The organism is Pseudomonas sp. NPDC087029, assembly GCF_044745345.1.
GTDB lineage: Bacteria > Pseudomonadota > Gammaproteobacteria > Pseudomonadales > Pseudomonadaceae > Aquipseudomonas > Aquipseudomonas faucium.
In genome coordinates this window covers 63,231-82,708 of the sequence record NZ_JBIVAB010000013.1, presented here as the reverse complement: position 1 = coordinate 82,708, position 19,478 = coordinate 63,231, and the positions used below count along the sequence as shown (strand labels likewise).

17 protein-coding genes are annotated in these 19,478 nt (G+C 64.0%); 12 read left to right on the top strand and 5 right to left on the bottom strand.

All coding sequences use genetic code 11. The features are described from left to right. Positions 1-25 precede the first annotated feature (25 nt). Positions 26-2,326: a fatty acid cis/trans isomerase gene (locus tag ACIPG5_RS19515; RefSeq protein WP_314616045.1), complete on the bottom strand. Its 2,301-nt coding sequence runs from the start codon at positions 2,324-2,326 to the stop codon at positions 26-28. 166 nt (positions 2,327-2,492) lie between these two features. Between ACIPG5_RS19515 and metH the strand changes: the two genes are divergently transcribed. Beyond that, positions 2,493-6,200 carry a methionine synthase gene (gene metH / locus ACIPG5_RS19510; protein ID WP_176516759.1) on the top strand — a complete coding sequence of 1,236 codons (3,708 nt, stop codon included), beginning with the start codon at positions 2,493-2,495 and terminating at the stop codon, positions 6,198-6,200. A 156-nt stretch (positions 6,201-6,356) separates the two neighbouring features. Then, on the top strand, positions 6,357-6,575 hold the full coding sequence (locus ACIPG5_RS19505) for a DUF2970 domain-containing protein (protein ID WP_012271636.1): 219 nt from the start codon (positions 6,357-6,359) through the stop codon (positions 6,573-6,575). A gap of 268 nt (positions 6,576-6,843) precedes the next feature. Here the strand turns inward: ACIPG5_RS19505 and ACIPG5_RS19500 are convergent, their stop codons facing one another. After that, positions 6,844-7,920 (bottom strand): ABC transporter substrate-binding protein, encoded by a 1,077-nt coding sequence (locus tag ACIPG5_RS19500; RefSeq protein ID WP_401377303.1) that lies wholly within the window; start codon positions 7,918-7,920, stop codon positions 6,844-6,846. A gap of 211 nt (positions 7,921-8,131) precedes the next feature. On the opposite strand from ACIPG5_RS19500, the gene ACIPG5_RS19495 reads away from it, so the two are divergent. From ACIPG5_RS19495 to ACIPG5_RS19475, 5 genes are all read left to right on the top strand, one after another. After that, positions 8,132-9,784, top strand: coding sequence for a nitrite/sulfite reductase (locus ACIPG5_RS19495; protein WP_401377300.1), 1,653 nt, complete (start codon positions 8,132-8,134; stop codon positions 9,782-9,784). Further along, entirely contained in the window at positions 9,768-10,262 is a 495-nt protein-coding gene (locus ACIPG5_RS19490; protein ID WP_176516753.1) for a DUF934 domain-containing protein, read from the top strand. The genes ACIPG5_RS19495 and ACIPG5_RS19490 overlap by 17 nt, the downstream gene beginning before the upstream one ends. Before the next feature lie 118 nt (positions 10,263-10,380). After that, complete coding sequence (locus ACIPG5_RS19485; protein ID WP_401377297.1) at positions 10,381-11,958, top strand: hypothetical protein; 1,578 nt, start codon at positions 10,381-10,383, stop codon at positions 11,956-11,958. A 182-nt stretch (positions 11,959-12,140) separates the two neighbouring features. Then, the gene (gene dkgB / locus ACIPG5_RS19480; RefSeq protein WP_401377294.1) at positions 12,141-12,944 is read left to right on the top strand and encodes a 2,5-didehydrogluconate reductase DkgB; all 804 of its coding nucleotides are present in this window, start codon (positions 12,141-12,143) and stop codon (positions 12,942-12,944) included. 52 nt (positions 12,945-12,996) lie between these two features. Then, entirely contained in the window at positions 12,997-14,178 is a 1,182-nt protein-coding gene (locus tag ACIPG5_RS19475) for an MFS transporter (RefSeq protein ID WP_401377291.1), read from the top strand. Positions 14,179-14,208: 30 nt separating this feature from the next. Here ACIPG5_RS19475 and ACIPG5_RS19470 read toward each other — a convergent pair whose 3' ends face one another. Beyond that, positions 14,209-14,682 carry a sn-glycerol-3-phosphate transporter gene (locus ACIPG5_RS19470; RefSeq protein ID WP_176516745.1) on the bottom strand — a complete coding sequence of 158 codons (474 nt, stop codon included), beginning with the start codon at positions 14,680-14,682 and terminating at the stop codon, positions 14,209-14,211. 154 nt (positions 14,683-14,836) lie between these two features. Here ACIPG5_RS19470 and ACIPG5_RS19465 point away from each other — a divergent pair, with 154 nt between their 5' ends. The 3 genes from ACIPG5_RS19465 (at position 14,837) to ACIPG5_RS19455 (ending at position 16,515) form a co-directional block, all read left to right on the top strand. Continuing rightward, a complete protein-coding gene (locus ACIPG5_RS19465; RefSeq protein ID WP_236193478.1) occupies positions 14,837-15,205 on the top strand; it encodes a hypothetical protein in 369 nt (122 codons plus the stop codon). Next, the gene (locus ACIPG5_RS19460) at positions 15,192-15,926 is read left to right on the top strand and encodes a zeta toxin family protein (protein WP_401377287.1); all 735 of its coding nucleotides are present in this window, start codon (positions 15,192-15,194) and stop codon (positions 15,924-15,926) included. Before ACIPG5_RS19465 ends, ACIPG5_RS19460 begins: the two co-directional genes overlap by 14 nt. Before the next feature lie 124 nt (positions 15,927-16,050). Continuing rightward, positions 16,051-16,515 carry a DUF1348 family protein gene (locus tag ACIPG5_RS19455; protein ID WP_176516741.1) on the top strand — a complete coding sequence of 155 codons (465 nt, stop codon included), beginning with the start codon at positions 16,051-16,053 and terminating at the stop codon, positions 16,513-16,515. A gap of 6 nt (positions 16,516-16,521) precedes the next feature. Here ACIPG5_RS19455 and ACIPG5_RS19450 read toward each other — a convergent pair whose 3' ends face one another. Both ACIPG5_RS19450 and ACIPG5_RS19445 read right to left on the bottom strand, forming a co-directional pair. Then, positions 16,522-17,877, bottom strand: a complete 1,356-nt coding sequence (locus tag ACIPG5_RS19450; protein WP_176516739.1) for an ATP-binding protein — start codon at positions 17,875-17,877, stop codon at positions 16,522-16,524. After that, positions 17,874-18,584, bottom strand: a complete 711-nt coding sequence (locus tag ACIPG5_RS19445; protein WP_401377283.1) for a response regulator — start codon at positions 18,582-18,584, stop codon at positions 17,874-17,876. The genes ACIPG5_RS19450 and ACIPG5_RS19445 overlap by 4 nt, the downstream gene beginning before the upstream one ends. A 219-nt stretch (positions 18,585-18,803) precedes the next feature. Between ACIPG5_RS19445 and ACIPG5_RS19440 the strand changes: the two genes are divergently transcribed. Beyond that, positions 18,804-19,049: an MlaA family lipoprotein gene (locus ACIPG5_RS19440; RefSeq protein ID WP_236193479.1), complete on the top strand. Its 246-nt coding sequence runs from the start codon at positions 18,804-18,806 to the stop codon at positions 19,047-19,049. Between the two features lie 6 nt (positions 19,050-19,055). Next, complete coding sequence (locus tag ACIPG5_RS19435) at positions 19,056-19,292, top strand: hypothetical protein (protein WP_176516733.1); 237 nt, start codon at positions 19,056-19,058, stop codon at positions 19,290-19,292. Positions 19,293-19,478 lie beyond the last annotated feature (186 nt).

The window sequence follows — 19,478 nt, the reverse complement described above, 5'->3', positions numbered from 1 at the left end:
CCTTCGGAAAGGTCAGCCAACCCGATCAGAGGTTCTCGTAGCGGTTCATGTCCAGCACACCCGCCTCGACCGGGGTGGTTTCCTTGATGTAGCTGTTGAGGTCATGGAAGTAGCGCCAGAACTCTGGATGGCTGCGGCGCACACCCCAGCGCATGACGATGCGCTCGAACTTGGCGGCATCATCGCGGGCGTACTCCATGTCTTCGACGAACTCCGGCACATCCTTGGTCGGGATGTTGAAGATGAAGTTCGGGTAGCTGCTGAGCACCCCCGGGTACAGGGTCAAGGTATCCAGCCCCGGCTGGTAGCGCGAGGCTTCGCCGAGCAGGAACGCCACGTTGCTGTGCGCGCGGTTGCGCAACAGGCTGTAGACCTGGCGCTGGCCGCCCTCGCCTTCGATGCGCAGCATGGTCGCCTCGGGCAGCTGGTTGATCACCTTAAGGCCCGCGGCCGGGCGCGACACCAGGCGGCTGAGCGACTGCTCGGCATTGCGGAACTCTTCGCTGACCTGCGGCCGCGAGCAGTAGGCGCCCTGGCAGCGGTTGATCGGGTCAGGCGCGGCATTGAGGCTGCCGGTGCGCTGTAGCAGCTTGAGGCCGAAGTCGCGCTTGGGGTCGCGCGGGTCGAGCGCGATGCCGGTCGGGGTGTCGGTGTCGATGTCTTCGTAGTCGAGCCACATCTTCACCTTGCCGCTGTTCTGGTACCAGTTGCTGAGGATCGCCCCGCGCTGGCCGGCCGGCATCAGGCGCAGGAAGTTGACCTCGGCGCCGTTGCGGATCAGGTCGAAGTACAGGCGCGTCTGCAACTGGTGCGAGACGTTGCCGAACACATCGAAGTTGACCGCCAGCTGGTAATAGGTGCGCTCGAACAGCGGGTAGTCGAACAGCCACACGGTCAGCGGCACGTCGCCGATCAGGCCCTTGGTCACCGAGGCGCTGTCGAAGTGGCGGAAGATGCTCAGCAAGGCGTTGTCGTTGCCGGCCCACAGCGTGGCCCAGCCCGGTGCCGGCATTTCGGCGTAGGCTTCGCGGCGCAGCTTTTCATAGTCGTTGCGTTTGTCGCGGTAGGCATGCCACAGCGACAGTACGCTGCCCACGTCGTCGATCTGGCCTGGCATCGCCAGCAGCGGCGTGGCCTCGCCCCGGTACTTGGCGTCGGTGATGTAGCGGTCGTGGGCCGGCTCCTGGAACAGCGCCCAGAAGTTGTCGCGGATCACGTCGGTGGCGATCTGCCCGCGGCACACCGGGCCGCGGATGAAGGTGCGCACGAAGTACTCGGCGTTGTCGAGCATGAACTGGTAACGCGCCACCGCCGGGATCGCCTCGAAGGTCTCGAACGGGTTGGCCCGGTGGCGCGGGCCATAGCCCGGCAGTGCCGTGGCATGCCAGTCGCCGGCATAGAACAGCTGCTTCACCCGCTTGAGCTTCTGCGGCCCCATGGGGTAGGTGATGTGGGTCTTGTGCACGATCACGCCCTGCACCGGAATCAACCGATAGTAGAAATCGGTGCCGGGTGGGTCGTTGGGGCGCCGCGTGGCGATCAGGTCGACCGGCTGGCCGCTTGGCGTGCGCGAGCGCACCCACTGGAAGAAGTGGCCCTGCTCGCCGCCGACGAAGTAGATGTGCGCCAGGAACAGGTGCTCGTACAACCAGCGGCCGACCAGGGCTTCGGTCGAGCCCGGGCGGTTGAGCAGCTCTTCCCAGTCGGCAATCTGCCGGGCTTCGGCGTCGCTGGGCTTGATCGGCTGGTACTCCACCGGGGCACCGGCGGCCAGCCAGCGGCGCATGGTGTCGTATTCCTTGTCGGTCAGGCCGGTCACGGCCAGCGGCATGCCCTCTTGCGGGTGGGCGCCGGCGTAGGCGTCGAACTCGTGGGGCAACGGGCACATGTTGGTGCGGTTCAGGCCCAGGACGATGTCATCGGGCAGCTTGGCATTGGGGGTGATCGGCGTCTTGTGCCCCAGCTCGAGCATGCGCGCCATCAGCGCGGCCTGGCTGCCCTGGTTGTCGAGCACCGAATAGAAGCCTTTCTTGCGCCACTCCTGTTCGCTGTGGGCGTCGTAGAACAGCCGCGTGGTGGGCACCGCCTTGCTCCGGTCACCCTGGTACACCGGTACCTTGGTGGCGCCGCGCACCGCCCCTTCGGGGCTTTCCAGCTTGAGCTGGCAGGCGGCGTCGTTGCACGCGTGGCAAGCCACGCACTTCTCGGTGAAGATCGGCTGGATATCCCGGGTGTAGGAAATTGCCGGGCTCGATTGGGGGGGCTGCGCGAACGCCATGCTGCTGGTCAGCAAGGCGAAAGCGGCAACCATAAGGCGATGCACCATGTGCCGTAAGTCCTGGTTCTTGAAAGCTATCACGATATGCCTGGTCGTCCTGGGTGCTTGCGCCTGAACATGAACAGAATTCATGCAAATGGCCGATGCGCCTAAAAACCGCGCAGCTTTGTTATGATTCCGCACCTTCTGATATTTGCCCGACCAGGTAGTTCCTATGTCCGACCGCAGCGCTCGTCTCCAAGCACTCCAGCACGCACTCAAAGAGCGCATCCTGATCCTCGACGGCGGCATGGGTACTATGATCCAAAGCTATCGCCTCGAGGAACACGACTATCGTGGCACGCGTTTCGCCGATTGGCCAAGCGACGTCAAGGGCAACAACGACCTGCTGCTGCTCAGCCGCCCGGATGTGATCGCCGCGATCGAGAAAGCCTACCTCGATGCCGGCGCCGATATCCTCGAAACCAACACCTTCAACGCCACGCAGATTTCCCAGGCCGACTACGGCATGGAATCGCTGGTCTACGAGCTGAACGTCGAGGGCGCGCGCGTCGCCCGCCAGGTGGCCGATGCCAAGACCCTGGAAACGCCCGACAAGCCGCGCTTCGTCGCCGGCGTGCTCGGCCCGACCAGCCGCACCTGCTCGATCTCCCCGGACGTCAACGACCCAGGCTATCGCAACGTCACCTTCGATGAGCTGGTGACCAACTACATCGAAGCCACCCGCGGCCTGATCGAGGGCGGCGCCGACCTGATCCTGATCGAGACCATCTTCGACACCCTCAACGCCAAGGCCGCGATCTTCGCCGTGCAGCAGGTGTTCGAGGACGACGGCGTCGAACTGCCGATCATGATCTCCGGCACCATCACCGACGCCTCCGGGCGCACCCTGTCGGGCCAGACCACCGAAGCGTTCTGGAACTCGGTGCGCCATGCCAAGCCGATTTCCGTGGGCCTCAACTGCGCCCTGGGCGCCAAGGACCTGCGCCCGTACCTGGAAGAGCTGTCGACCAAGGCCGACACCCACGTCTCGGCCCACCCCAACGCCGGCCTGCCCAACGCCTTCGGCGAATACGACGAAACCCCGGCCGAGATGGCCGCGGTGGTCGAAGAATTCGCCGCCAGTGGCTTCCTCAACATCATCGGCGGCTGCTGCGGCACCACCCCGGGGCACATCCAGGCCATTGCCGAAGCGGTCGCCAAGTACAAGCCGCGCGAGATCCCGGAAATCGCCAAGGCCTGCCGCCTGTCGGGCCTGGAGCCGTTCACCATCGATCGCCAGTCGTTGTTCGTCAACGTCGGTGAGCGCACCAACATCACCGGCTCCGCCAAGTTCGCCCGGCTGATCCGCGAAGAGAACTACACCGAGGCCCTGGAAGTCGCCCTGCAGCAGGTCGAGGCCGGCGCCCAGGTGATCGACATCAACATGGACGAAGGGATGCTCGACTCCCAGGCCGCCATGGTCCGCTTCCTCAACATGATCGCCGGCGAGCCGGACATCTCCCGCGTGCCGATCATGATCGACTCCTCCAAGTGGGAAGTGATCGAGGCGGGCCTCAAGTGCATCCAGGGCAAGGGCATCGTCAACTCGATTTCCATGAAGGAAGGCGTCGAGCAGTTCAAGCACCACGCCCGCCTGTGCAAGCGCTATGGCGCCGCCGTGGTGGTGATGGCCTTCGACGAGGTCGGCCAGGCCGACACCGCCGCGCGCAAGAAGGAAATCTGCCAGCGCAGCTACGACATCCTGGTCAACGAAGTGGGCTTCCCGCCGGAAGACATCATCTTCGACCCGAACATCTTCGCCGTCGCCACCGGCATCGAAGAGCACAACAACTACGCCGTCGACTTCATCGAGGCCTGTGCCTACATCCGCGACCACCTGCCCCATGCCCTGAGCTCGGGCGGCGTGTCCAACGTGTCGTTCTCGTTCCGCGGCAACAACCCGGTGCGTGAGGCGATCCACTCGGTGTTCCTCTACCACGCCATCCGCAACGGCCTGACCATGGGTATCGTCAACGCCGGCCAGCTGGAGATCTACGACGAGATCCCCGCCGAGCTGCGCGAGAAGGTCGAGGACGTGGTGCTCAACCGCACCCCGGAAGGCACCGACGCGCTGCTGGCCATCGCCGACAACTACAGAGGCGGCGGCGCCACCAAGGAAGTGGAAAACGAAGCCTGGCGTTCGCTGCCGGTCGGCAAGCGCCTGGAGCACGCGCTGGTCAAGGGCATCACCGCACACATCGTCGAGGACACCGAAGAGTGCCGCCAGCAATGCGCGCGCCCCATCGAGGTCATCGAAGGCCCGCTGATGAGCGGCATGAACGTGGTCGGCGACTTGTTCGGCGCGGGCAAGATGTTCCTGCCGCAGGTGGTGAAATCCGCCCGCGTGATGAAGCAGGCGGTGGCCCACCTGATTCCGTTCATCGAAGCCGAAAAAGGCGACAAGCCCGAAGCCAAGGGCAAGATCCTCATGGCCACGGTCAAGGGCGACGTGCACGACATCGGCAAGAACATCGTCGGCGTGGTGCTGGGCTGCAACGGTTACGACATCGTCGACCTCGGCGTGATGGTGCCGGCCGAGAAAATCCTGCAGACCGCCCGCGACGAGAAGTGCGACATCATCGGCCTGTCGGGCCTGATTACCCCGTCGCTGGACGAGATGGTCCACGTCGCCCGCGAAATGCAGCGCCAGGGCTTCAACCTGCCGCTGATGATCGGCGGCGCCACCACCTCCAAGGCGCACACCGCGGTCAAGATCGAGCCCAAGTACAGCAACGATGCGGTCATCTACGTCACCGACGCCTCGCGCGCGGTGGGCGTGGCGACGCAGCTGCTGTCCAAGGAACTCAAGCCGGGCTTCGTCGAGAAGACCCGCCAGGACTACGTCGAAGTGCGTGAACGCACCGCCAACCGCAGCGCCCGCACCGAGCGCCTGAGCTATGCCCAGGCGGTGGCGACCAAGCCGCAATACGACTGGGCCGGCTACCAGCCGGCGGTGCCCTCCTTCACCGGCGTCAAGGTGCTGGAGAACATCGACCTGCGCACCCTGGCCGAATACATCGACTGGACCCCGTTCTTCATCTCCTGGGACCTGGCCGGCAAGTTCCCGCGCATCCTCACCGACGAAGTGGTCGGCGAGGCAGCCACCGCGCTGTACCAGGACGCCCGCGAGATGCTCGACAAGCTGATCGACGAGAAGCTGATCAGTGCCCGTGCGGTGTTCGGCTTCTGGCCGGCCAACCAGGTGGCCGACGACGACATCGAAGTGTACGGCGACGATGGCCAGCCACTGGCCACCCTGCACCACCTGCGCCAGCAGACCATCAAGCCCGATGGCAAGCCGAACCTGTCCCTGGCCGACTTCGTCGCGCCCAAGGGCAGCGGCGTGACCGACTATGTCGGTGGCTTCATCACCACCGCCGGCATCGGCGCCGAGGAAGTGGCCAAGGCCTACCAGGACAAGGGTGACGACTACAGCTCGATCATGGTCAAGGCCCTGGCCGACCGCCTGGCCGAAGCCTGCGCCGAATGGCTGCACGAACAGGTGCGCAAGGAGCACTGGGGTTATGCCCGCGACGAGCACCTGGACAACGAGGCGCTGATCAAGGAGCAGTACAGCGGCATCCGCCCTGCCCCGGGCTACCCGGCCTGCCCGGACCACACCGAGAAGGAAACGCTGTTCCGCCTGCTCGACGGCAGCGCGATTGGCGAGACCGGGCCAAGCGGCGTGTTCCTCACCGAGCATTTTGCGATGTTCCCGGCGGCAGCGGTCAGCGGCTGGTACTTTGCCCACCCGCAGGCGCAGTACTTTGCCGTGGGCAAGGTGGACAAGGACCAGATCGACAGCTACAGCGCGCGCAAAGGGCAGGATGTGAGCGTCAGCGAGCGCTGGCTGGCGCCTAACCTTGGGTACGACAGCTAAGACTGTTTGGGCCCCCATCGCCGGCAAGCCGGCTCCCACAGGGACAGCGCAGGCCTTGAGTGCTCTGCGCTACTTGTGGGAGCCGGCTTGCCGGCGATAGGTCTGGTACATTCACCTACACTGTCCCTGATTGCCTCCGATTCCCCAGGAGCCCCCATGGACGATTCCAGCCAAGGCAAGCCCCCAACCTTCTGGCAAATGCTGCACAGCATCCTCGCCGCCGCCTTCGGCGTGCAGAGCGGCAAGAACCGCGCGCGCGACTTCACCCACGGCAAGGCCAGCCATTTCATCGCATTGGGTACGTTATTCACCCTGGTGTTCATCGCAGTGCTGATCGGCCTGGTGCAGCTGGCCCTGCACCTCACCGCCCGCTAGAACGCAACCCGCCCGCGGAAATCCCTTCCGCGGGCGGCTCAGGTGGCATCACGGTCTGAAAACAAGGTGCTACTGGTGGCTGACCCAATACACGGCAGTGACCACCACCAGGACGATCAAGCAGAGAATCGCCCAGGCATCGACGCTGCTGTCAGCTTTGCGGACCTTGGTAGAGTTTCCCATTGCATTGCCTCTTGTAGTGTTTATGGGAATGCACTTCACCACCAGCAGTTAAGACGAGCCATGCCCTTTGCTCAAGCAGGGTCTTTCAATAGTCGACGGGTGACGCAAGAAAAGGATACTGGTAGCTCGAAGGCCGCCCTTGGGCACTGTAATGCTGGAAATCGACGCCGTAATCGTCCTCTTCCAGCAGCTTGAGCCAGCGCCTGGCCTTGGCCGGGTCGATCGACTGCAACACCGGCAAGCTGTGCTCGTCGCGCCCGTCGCGGTTCATCGCCAGGCCCTGGGCGTCATCATGCAGCATCACCATGGCCCAGCCACCCAAACTGAAATGCCCGCCCATCAGCACGCCCAGGCGCCCGTCGATACGTGCGCGCAGCGCTTCGGGCGAGCTGTTGACCGCGCTGAACACCACGTCGCGCCCCGGCTTGCGCCCGGCGGCCTCGAAGGCCTGCATGGCGCCGAAGGCCATTTCGTCATTGGCCGACCACACCAGTTTGGTTTGCGGGTAACGCTGCAGCAGCTGCTGGGCCTGTTCGAAGGCGCGTTGCCGGCTCCAGCCGCCGTACACCACCTGGCGCAAGCGCACCCGCGGGAAATCGGCCAGGGCGCGGCGCATGCCCTGCTCGCGCAGCTGCGAGGCCGGCGTGGTCTTGACCCCGGAAAAGGCCACCAGGTCGATGAAGTCGTCGCTGGGCGGCAGCAACGCAACCATCTGGTGCAGCATCTGGTAGCCCGCCTGTTCGTCGTTGCCGGTCAGGGTACCCAGCAACTGCCCGTACTTGCCCGGTTGCGCCTCGATGCTTTCGGCCTGGCCTGCGGTCAGGCCATTGTTTACCAAGAACAGCTTGACCCCGGTGCCCTTTGAAAGCCGGATGATTTCCGGCGCCACGTACTGCTCGTTGACCAGCACCAGGTAGTCGGGCCGCTGCGGCCCTTCGAGCACCGCCCGCGCCTGGGTCAGCGCCCGCTCGGCATTGCGCTCGCCATACTCCACGCGCAAGGTCATGCCCAGGTCGTCGGCGGCCGCCTGCATGAAGCGCGAATAGCTGAGCCAGAAGGTTTCGGTGGATTGCCCGGGGTTGAGGAACACCACCGAAGCAGCCTGGGCCGTGGCTGCCAGCGGCAAGCTCAGGCACAAGCTTTGGCACAGCGCCTTGAGCATGCGGTCCCCCTTGGGCAAACCGCGGAGTATAAACGCCAGAGGGCCAATCACGAACAAATGCCAGTCAGTCTCAGTTAGTTCGTTTGGTTCTTTTCATATGCAAAAACATCACTTTAGCGCATAACCCCAACCTGATATCGTTCCTCGGCTCCGAACCGGAGTGCGCGGCCGTGCGCGCGAATAGCTGCATGCAGCCTGAGACAGGACTTTTATGTACGTATACGACGAGTACGATCAGCGGATCATCGAGGACCGCGTCAAGCAGTTCCGTGATCAGACCCGCCGCTACCTGGCCGGTGAGCTGAGCGAAGAAGAATTCCGCCCTCTGCGCCTGCAGAACGGCCTCTATATCCAACGTTTCGCACCGATGCTGCGTGTCGCCGTGCCGTATGGCCAGCTCAACGCCCGCCAGGTCCGCACTCTGGCCAAGATCGCTCGCGACTACGACAAAGGCTACGCCCACATTTCCACCCGCCAGAACGTGCAGTACAACTGGCCGGCCCTGGAAGACATCCCGGACATCCTCGCCGAACTGGCCACCGTGCAGATGCACGCGATCCAGACCAGCGGCAACTGCCTGCGCAACACCACCACCGACCAGTTCGCCGGGGTTGCTGCAGATGAGATCATCGACCCACGCCCGTGGTGCGAGATCGTCCGCCAGTGGACCACCTTCCACCCCGAATTCGCCTACCTGCCGCGCAAGTTCAAGATCGCCATCAACGGTTCCAAAGAAGACCGCGCGGCCATCGAAGTGCACGACATCGGCCTTGAGCCGGTGCGCAACGCCGCAGGCGAGCTGGGCTTCCGCGTGCTGGTCGGCGGCGGCCTGGGCCGTACCCCGGTGGTCGGCTCGTTCATCAACGAGTTCCTGCCCTGGCAGGACCTGATCAGCTACCTGGACGCCATCCTGCGCGTGTACAACCGTTACGGTCGCCGTGACAACAAGTACAAGGCGCGGATCAAGATCCTGGTCAAGGCACTGACCCCGGAAGTGTTCGCCGAGAAGGTCGAGGCCGAGATGGCCCACCTGCGTGGCGGCAGCACCACCCTGACCGAAGACGAAGTGCAGCGTGTTTCGCGCCACTTCATCGACCCAGAGTACCTGGCCCTCGACAACGTCGACTACAGTGCCCAGGACGCCGAAAACCCAGGCTTCGCCCGCTGGCGCTCGCGCAACACCCGCGCCCACAAGCGCCCTGGCTACGTGGCCGTGACCCTGTCGCTCAAGCCCACCGGCGTTGCCCCGGGCGACCTGACCGACAAGCAGCTGGACGCCGTGGCGGACCTGGCCGAGCGCTACAGCTTCGGCTTCCTGCGTACCTCCCACGAGCAGAACATCATCCTCGCCGACGTCGAACAGCGCCAGCTGCACACGCTGTGGCTGGAGCTGCGCGAAGGCGGCTTCGCCACGCCGAACATCGGCCTGCTGACCGACATCATCTGCTGCCCGGGCGGCGACTACTGCTCGCTGGCCAACGCCAAGTCGATCCCGATCGCCGAATCCATCCAGCGCCGTTTCGACGACCTCGACTACCTGTTCGACATCGGCGAAATCGACCTGAACATCTCCGGTTGCATGAACGCCTGCGGCCACCACCACGTCGGCCACATCGGCATCCTCGGCGTGGACAAGAAGGGTGAAGAGTTCTACCAGGTGTCGCTGGGCGGCAACGCCGCGCGTGACGCGAGCCTGGGCAAGATCCTCGGCCCATCCTTCGCCCAGGACGCCATGGCCGATGTGATCGAGAAGCTGATCGCCGTGTACGTCGAGCAACGTACCGAGGAAGAGCGTTTCATCGACACCTACCAGCGTATCGGCATCGACCCCTTCAAGGAGCGCGTCTATGCAGCGAATCATTAAGAACAACCAGATCGTCGACGAAACCTGGCACCTGCTGCCCAAGGAAACCAGCCTCGACGAGCTGACCAACTGCGACGACTACATCGTCCCGCTGCAGTTGTGGCGCGACCATGCCCACGTGCTCAAGGCCCGCGACGGCGGCCTGGGCGTGTGGCTGGACAGCGACGAGCAGGCGGAAGAGATCGGCGACGACGTGCAGCACTTCCAGGTCATCGCCCTCAACTTCCCGGCCTTCACCGACGGGCGCAACTACTCCAACGCGCGCCTGCTGCGTGACCGCTACCAGTTCAAGGGCGAGCTTCGCGCCATCGGCGACGTGCTGCGCGACCAGCTGTTCTTCATGGCCCGTTGCGGTTTCGATGCCTTCGCCATCCGTGCCGACAAGGACCCGGAAGACGCCCTGCAAAGCCTGAAAGACTTCTCGGTGACCTACCAGGCCGCCACCGACGAACCGCTGCCGCTGTTCCGCCGCCGCTGATCGTCCCCTGCATGGCCCACCCACCGGTGGGCCATGTGCATTTCACATGCGCATTCAGGTTTACTGCTGGCCTGCCGATATCAAGGTTTACCCTTGATGATCAGTAAGGATGCTGGCGATGACCACCATTACCTCTGCGGTACGCCTGACACCCGTCGTTCAATTCGCCCCACGCGCCCCCCAGGTCGCGAGCACCAGCCTGCCCCAGGCACAGACCGTGCGCCCCAGCACCGTGGTCAGCCTTGGCCAGCAGACCTCCAGCATCGACGCCCAGACCTACACCGCCAAAGGCACGCTGCAAGAGCCGCAGGGCCAATACGTGTGGGAAAAGAGCGGCCTCGACAAGCTCAGCATGTACATGCACACCGCAATCCAGTCCTCCTCGCCTGCCGCCCGCTTCCAGGGGCTAGGCGCCGCCCTGCTCGAGCAGTTGGCAGCCAACGGCGGTCAGCGGATTTCCCAGTCGGGGCTGGCGGTCAACGACAGCACAGGGACCGACCCCTTGCTGCTGGGCATGCAGCAGGCCCGGTTGCGTGAACATGCGACCAATACCGTGACCTTCCAGCTCACCAGCGCCTCGGGGGCCACCATTTCCCTGGGCCTGTACAGCAGCGAAGCAGGCCTTGCGGTGGATGCCGATGTGCAGGGCGGCACCTTGACCGATGAAGAGCTCAAAGGCCTGGCAGCCTTGGCCGACAGCTTCCAGTCCACCATCAACGGCCTGACCCGCGACCCCCCTCAACTGCAACTGGGGGCGCTGGTCAAGCTCGACCCAAGCCTGTTCACCGGCCTGCAGCTCAATGCCAAGCTGGACACCGCCAGCGGCGTGCAGCAGACCTTCGACCTGAACCTGGGCGAAAGCACCCGCAGCCTGTTGCTCAAGGGCGCCAGCGGCGAAGTGAAGATGAACCTCGACACCCAGGGCGGTACCCTGCTGGGCAGCCAGGCGCAGCGCCAGGCCGCGGTGGCCAATTACCTGACCCAGTTCGATACTGCGCAGAAACGCGGCCAGGGCGATGCGCAACTGATGGCCCTGTTCAAGGATGCCTTCAGCCAACTCAACAGCGTGGACGACACCAGCACTCGCCCGGCCAACCATGACACGGCGCTGAACAAGGTCAGCCGCACGCTGTTGAGCGGCCTGGCCGACTTCGATGCCTCGATCACCCAGGCCGTCGGCCAGAGCAACCCGATGCGCCCTGAAGAAGCCGACCACTTCGACTACAAGGTCTCGCAGTCCACCAGCCGCAAAGGCAATGCCGCCAATCTGGAGCTGCAGCAGGACCAGCAAGCCAGCCTCAAGGCCGCGTGGCACAAGGGCCTGAACCCGCTGGTGGATTTGATCCTGACCGGCGACAGCAAATCGCAGAACTACCGCTACCACGAAGTCGAGGACGTTTCGCGCAGCAGCACGCGCCTGGCGTTCGCCAACAACACCCTGGTAGAAGCCAGCGCTACCCAGGAAGCCAGCCAGAACGAGCGTGTGCGCACCTATCAGGATGGGGTGCTGAAGTCGGATGAAACCCAGCGCGCCTCGGCGGACCAATCGCGCAACCTGCTGAACATGCTCGAAAAGTTGCTCGGCCAGGACCAAGCCGCCCGCCGCACCGGCGCGGCGTCGACCCTGGAAGCCCAGCTCGAAGGCCAGCGCCACCTGTGGCTGTTGCAGTCGGTGCCGGGGCAGATCGCGGCCTGACCTTCATTACCCGCCTGAAATCACGAGCCAGGCATTGACTCGTGATTTCAGGTCAAAAGACCTTGGCCCCGCCCCGCCTTAATCAATCACTACGAAACCCGCACACTGCTGCCCATGCCAACGAGCCTGGAACCCGAGCAACTAAGCTCTAGTTCTCTCGATCACCTCAGCAGGAGCACCACATGAGCATTCCATCCTTCGGCCTGGGCACCTTCCGCCTCACCGGCCAAACCGTCATCGATTCGGTCAAGGCCGCCCTGGAACTGGGCTACCGGGTCATCGACACTGCCCAGATCTACAAGAACGAAGGCGAAGTCGGCCAGGCCATCGCCGAAAGCGGCGTGCCGCGCAGCGAGCTGTTCATCACCACCAAGATCTGGGTCGAGAACTACGCCGCCGACAAGCTGGTGCCGAGCCTGCGCGAGAGCCTGGCCAAGCTGCGTACCGACCACGTCGACCTGCTGCTGATCCACTGGCCGGCACCGGGCAATGGCGTCGAACTGCGCGAATACATGACTGCGCTGGCGCAAGCCAAGCAACTGGGCCTGGCCCGCCAGATCGGTGTTTCCAACTTCAACATCGACCTGACCCGGCAAGCGATCGAGGTGGTCGGCAAAGGTGAAATCGCCACCAACCAGGTCGAGCTCAGCCCCTATCTGCAAAACCGCAAACTGGCGGCGTTCCTTCAGGAACAGGGCATCACCGTGACCTCCTACATGACCCTGGCCTACGGCAAGGTGCTCAATGACCCGGTGCTCACCGCCATCGCCAGCAAGCACAAGGCGACCGTCGCCCAGGTGGCACTGGCCTGGGCCCTGCAGCTGGGCTATGCGGTGATCCCGTCCTCGACCAAGCGCGAGAACCTGGCCAGCAACCTGCTTGCCCAAAGCCTGCGCCTGGACGCCGAGGACATGGCGCAGATCGCCACCCTGGAGCGCAACGGGCGGGAAGTCAGCCCGGCCAATCTCGCCCCAGCCTGGGACTGATGGGCCCAGCCTGCACGGCAGCCCCCCTTCCACCTTTAGACCGGAGCTCCTGATGAGCACGCTTTCTCCCAAACGGGTCCTCTTCGCCCTGGCCATCGGCGCCTTCGGCATCGGCACCACCGAGTTCACCCCGATGGGCCTGTTGCCGGTGATCGCCCAAGGCGTGGATGTGAGCATCCCCAGCGCCGGCATGCTGATCACCGCCTATGCCGTCGGCGTGATGGTCGGCGCGCCGATCATGACCCTGCTGTTCAGCCGCTTCGGCAAGCGCGCCGCGCTGATGGCGCTGATGGCCATCTTCACCCTTGGCAACCTGTTGTCGGCGCTGTCGCCGGACTACTACACCCTGCTCGCCTCGCGTCTGGTCACCAGCCTCAACCACGGCGCCTTCTTCGGCCTGGGCGCGGTGGTGGCGGCCAGCGTGGTATCCAAGGACAAGCAGGCCAGTGCCGTGGCGACCATGTTCATGGGCCTGACCATCGCCAACATCGGCGGCGTGCCGGCGGCCACCTGGGTCGGCCAGCAGGTCGGCTGGCGCATGGCCTTCGCCGGCACCGCAGTGCTCGGCCTGCTGGCCATGGCCGCGCTGTGGTACGCCCTGCCCAAGGGTGAGCGCGGCAGCGTGCCACAGGTGCGCAAGGAGCTGGCGGTGATCGCCCGGCCCAATGTACTGCTGGCGATGGCCACCACCGTGCTCGGTGCCGGGGCCATGTTCACCCTGTATACCTACGTGGCACCGGTACTGGCCGAGCTGACGGGGGCTTCGGACAGCTTCGTCACCCTTGGCCTGGTGCTGATCGGGGTCGGCTTCACCCTGGGCAACAGCCTCGGTGGGCGCCTGGCGGATTGGTCGCTGGACGGCGCCGCACGCATTTTCCTCGGCACCCTGGCGCTGATCATGCTGCTGATGCCGCTGGTGCTCGGCAGCCACATCGGCGCGGCCATCGCCCTGCTGGTGTGGGGCGTGTTCACCTTCGCCGTGGTGCCGCCGCTGCAGATGCGGGTGATGACCGCCGCCGCCGAGGCGCCGGGCCTGGCCTCGTCGATCAACGTCGGCGCGTTCAACCTGGGCAACGCCCTGGGGGCGGCCCTGGGGGGCGGCGTGATCAGCCTGAACCTGGGCTATGCGGCGGTGCCGATGGCCGGCGGCGTGCTGGCCGCAGCCGGCCTGCTGCTGGTGTGGCTGGGCGGGCGCGGCAAGGTGGCCGACAAGGCCCTGCCCAACGCGGCCTGAGGCACAACGCACTGAGGCTGCCCTGCAGCCTCAGAACCTCAACCCCACATTGACCATCCCCGCGGCTGCACCCAGTACCACGAACTCCGCCCCCACCGGCCCCCAATGGGCGCCAAACGATGGAATGATCACGGGCGCAACGCCAAAGTGGTTGAGCGGGATCTTGTCGTCGTATTCGCCCTTGTAACCCTCGATCAACCCGGCGCTCAACTTGGCGTAAACGGGATACTGCGGATTTTCCCAGACCTTGCCCAGGTAGCCGTAGTAGGAGCGCTGGTAGAACGAGTTCTTGAAGGTCGCCGCGCCCCACAGCAGCCCGTCGGTGTACACCCGCTCGATGCCGATCAGCTCCTGGTGGTTGTTGTGCTCGGGGTCATGGCTCCAGTGCCGGGTGTAGGCGCTGGTCTGCACGTACCAGTAATCCCCTTCTCGCTCAGTTTCCGCCGCCGATGCGGCAAGGCTCGCGATCAGCAAGCCGATCGCTGCGCTGGACGTCCTGTTCATGCTTCGCGCCTCGCGGGACAATTCCTTGACACTAGCCGGGGCGCCGAGAAACGCCAACGGACGATAGTCAGAAATGGACTACAGGGAAAGGCGAAAACGCGATGCTCATTCTGTGCGAGGCTCTTTTGCGCCGCCTTTCTCGAGGATTACCGCAATGCTGCTCTCTAATGTGATTTTGCCTCTCCAGCGCTATGATGCCCTCAATGTCTGTAACCTGTTACAGCATGCTCGGAGGTCCATCATAGTGGCTAAAAAAGCTGATACCCCTTCAGAAGCTCAAACCGATGCACTGGAGCAGCAAGTGCCTCGCTGGGCCAGTGATGCCACCTACTGCGCGCATGTGCGTGCCCTGCAGATACGCGAGCAAGGCGTACTGTGCACCGACGATGGCAATCTTGTACGCGTTTCCAGCGACGGAGAAAAAACCGTAGTGGCCAAGGCCAAGGCCCGCCGCAAGGTCAAGTTGGGCGAAGTCATCACTGTGCGCAAGGCCAAGGAGAGCTCGACGGGTGAAGGTGCCTAGGCTGAGGGTTTTTGCAGGTCCGAATGGTTCCGGCAAAAGTACTATCAAGGCCGAAATGCCACCTACCTTGACGCAGCTATTCGTGAACGCGGACGAATTGGAAAATGAAGCGAGGACCACTGGCTTCATCGACCTTTCGCCCTTTGAAATCAAAACCACCTTGCACGAACTGCTCAGGTTCCATATCGACCATTACCTGATCAAGCAAAAACACCTGGCCGAACAGTCCGTAAAGCTCAGAATGCTTGGCAACCGGATTGATTACCGAGCAGTCGAAGTCGACTCTTACCTTGCTTCGGTCGCATCGGACTTTATTCGCCACCAGCTGTTGGAAAAAGGTATCAGCTTCAGTTTTGAAACAGTCATGTCGCACCCGAGCAAGATCGCGTTCATGCAACAGGCGCAATCGCGAGGCTACCGCACCTATCTCTATTTCGTGTCCACAGAAAACCCCGACATCAACATCGATCGCGTCGAAATCCGAGTTCAGCAAGGCGGCCATCCAGTCAGGCCTGACCTGATACGCAAACGCTACACAAGAGCGTTGGCTTTGCTGCCGAATGCCATTGCATGCAGCGATCGCGCTTATGTTTTCGATAACTCGGGGGAACGTGCCATCTGGCTAGCGGAGATCACTGACGGTACCCAGCTCGAGTATCGTTGCGAAGAAATACCCGAGTGGTTCTTCGGCGCCTATATGGCTGAAGTGGGCGCCGAGTGACGCTCTGAGGGCATTGCAGCATTGTTCCGCCAGGCGCAATTTTGAAGTGCTCTACGCCCACCTTCACACTTCGACCCTCCCGGCACTACGCTCCTTGATATTCATCCTGCCAAGGAGCGTACCCATGTCCCGCCCCCCGCTGCCCCCCTTCACCCGCGAAAGCGCCATCGAAAAGGTCCGCCTGGCCGAAGACGGCTGGAACAGCCGCGATGCCGCCAAGGTGGCACTTGCCTACACCGCCGATACCGTGTGGCGCAACCGCGTGGAGTTTCCACGGGGCCGTGCGCAGGTGGAGGCTTTTTTGCAACGCAAGTGGAACCACGAACTGGAATACCGCCTGATCAAGGAGCTGTGGGCGTTCACCGGCAACCGCATTGCCGTGCGCTACGCCTATGAGTACCACGACGACAGCGGCCAGTGGTTCCGCGCCTATGGCAACGAGAACTGGGAGTTTGCCGACGATGGCCTGATGCAGCATCGCCATTCGAGCATCAACGAGCACCCGATCGCCGAGGCCGAGCGCAAGTTCCGCTGGCCCCTGGGCCGGCGCCCGGATGACCACCCCGGGCTCAGCGACCTGGGCCTCTGACCAACATCAGCCGACAGGCAGCGTGACCTTGACCTCGAGCCCGCCCACCGGGCGGTTGGCCAGGGTCATGCTGCCGCCCTGTTCGAGCACGATGGCGCGTGCCGCCGGCAGGCCCAGGCCCACGCCACCGGTGTCCTTGTTGCGCGAGCCTTCGATGCGAAAATACGGTTCGAACACCCGCGCCTGCAGGTGCTCGGCGATGCCCGGGCCGCGGTCGAGCACACGAATGACGATCTGCTCGGCCTCCACCGTGAGCTGCACTGCAGGCTCGCGGCCGTACTTGGCCGCGTTGTCGAGCAGGTTCACCACCACCCGCTTGATGCCGATCGGCCGCCCGACATAGACGCAGCGCTGCGGCCCGCTGTAGCCCACATCCACCCCCGCATCCTTGAAATCGTCGATGGCCGTGAGCAGCAGCCCGCCCAGGTCGAACGCCGTCACCGGCTCCAGCCGCGCATCATCGCGAAAGAACTGCAGCGCAGCGTCGACCATCGCCTGCATCTCGTCCACGTCCTTGAACATCTTCGCCTGCAGTTCGGCGTCTTCGATGAATTCGCCGCGCAAGCGCATGCGCGTGAGCGGCGCGCGCAGGTCGTGGGAGATCGCCGCCAGCATTTGCGTGCGGTCGTCGATGAAATGCTTGAGCTGGGCCTGGGTGGCGTTGAACGCAAGGATGGCCTGGCGCAGGTCGTGGGGGCCGACCACCGGGATCGGCGGGGCGTTGAAGTCCTTGCCGAAGCGCCGTGCGCCTTGGGCGAAGCGCTCCAGCGGGTCGGCCAGGTAACGCGCGGCGAACCAGGCCACCGCCAGGCTGGAGATCAGCATCAGGGTCAGGATGATCAGGTTGCGCGGCAGCTCATCCAGCCCCCAGCTGCGGTCGAGCACGTGAAACTGTATCCACGAAGCGTCCGCAAGCTGGATCAGCAGGGCATAACCGCGTGGCGTGGCCTGGGCGGGGAAGTCCGCAGGGCCGAACACCTCGATCTGCACCTGCTGGCGGTTCAACAGCGCGCGCAGCATGGTCGCGCCTTTGTGAAAGTCCTTTTCGACCCGCACGGGCAAGCCAGATTCCTCACGCTGGCGCAGCCACTGCACGCTGTACGACGCATCGCCTGCGGCGCGGGCGATGGTCGAACGCTGCGCTACCGGCGCTGCATCGACCATGCGCGTCACGGTGGCGATCTTTTCGATCAGCCCGCTTTCGAGCAACGGCGGCTGCGCCCACACGCTCAGCAGCAGGCTGAACAAGCCCTTGAGCAACAGCAGGCTGAGCATCGCCGCCAAGGTGGTCAGGGCGATCCAGCGGGCGATGGTGATGCGTGGCCGCGGCAAGGCCTTGCGCGCCCAGGCCAGCCAGCTCATCGCTTGTTCACGTTGGCAGTGAACAGGTAGCCGGCATTGCGCAAGGTGCGGATCAACGGCTCGCTGCCGCCATCGGTTTCAAGCTTGCGGCGCAGCCGGCTCACCTGCACATCGATGCTGCGGTCATACGCCTCGTGCGCCTCTCCCCGGGCCAGGTCCAGCAGCTGCTGGCGGCTGAGCACCCGCCGAGGGTGCTCGGCGAACACCAGCAACAGCTCGAACTCACCGTTGGACAAGGGGATCATCACGTTTTCCGGCGAACGCAGCTCGCGCCGCAGCACATCCAGCTGCCAGCCGGAAAACTCAAGCACAGTACGTGGGTTGCCCACAGGCCCGGACGCCGTTTCGCCCGCCCGGCGCAGCACGGCGCGTACCCTGGCCAGCAGCTCGCGGGCGGCGAAGGGTTTGGTCAGGTAGTCGTCCGCGCCCAGTTCCAGGCCCACCACCCGATCGCTCAACTCGCCCATGGCGGTCAGCATGATCACCGCCACCTGGTATTCGGCGCGCAGGCGCTGGCACAGCACCAGGCCACTGTCGCCGGGCAGCATCACATCGAGAATGACCAGGTCCGGCACGCGCCGCTCCAGCGCCTGCCAAAGCCCGTCGCCATCGGCGGCCACATCGACGTCATAGCCGTGTTGGCGGAGGAATTTCTGTAACAGATCGAGCACTTCGACATCATCGTCGACAATCAGCAAATGACTCACGCCGGGCACCGCGAACAGAGGTAAATAAGGCGTACTGTAAAGCCAACTTCAGGCATCCGTCATATATTTCAACAACGCAATAAAGTGTCCACGCGGAGATATTTCGGACATTCGCGGGCAATCAATCACCTGCAGCATTGGCAGCAGTTCTTGCCTGGAATGAGCCTTATGCCTCTGTCATTTTCTGCTTGGTTTTCAGCCCGCAACTCGGTACTTGCCTTGACCCTCCTGGCGGCCGGAGGCTACCTGCAGCGGCCACCGTCCAATGGCTACGGGCAAACCGCCTACCAGACCAGCGACCCGGCCGAACCGGCCAACCGCGCCATCTTCGCCTTCAACCGCAGCGTCGACGCCCAGGCACTGGCGCCAGCCACCCATGGCTGCAAGCACGTGCCGGACTTCACGCCCCCCTGCATGCACAACTTTACCGCCAGCCTGAATGGCCACCGCATTATCTGGAGCTGAACCGCGATGAATGACGTACTACAGCCTCCAGTGCTGCTGTTCCGCCGCCTTGAGAGTGGCGCAGAGCAAGCGCTTTTGCATGAACTGGAGGCGCGGGTGTCGGATGATGGTCGCGATCTGATCGTCAGCCGCTACCGCGAGCGCTATGGCAACGGCGATGCACTGCAACGTCACGAAGTGCACCGCCGCGTGCCGATCGCCGCGCTGCTCAAGTGGATGGGCAGGAAAGGCTTGCCGCTCTAGCCGGTGCCGATACCGCTACGATCTGCAAGGCAGGTGCGGCCCTATCGCCGGCAAGCCGGCTCCCACAAGCACAGCGCAGCACTTGTGGGAGCCGGCTTGCCGGCGATAGGGCGACACCGCACCCCGATGTCCGAAACGCGCTAGTGGGTGCCTGTTCGACGTGAGACAGACAAAAGCAGCGCTGGC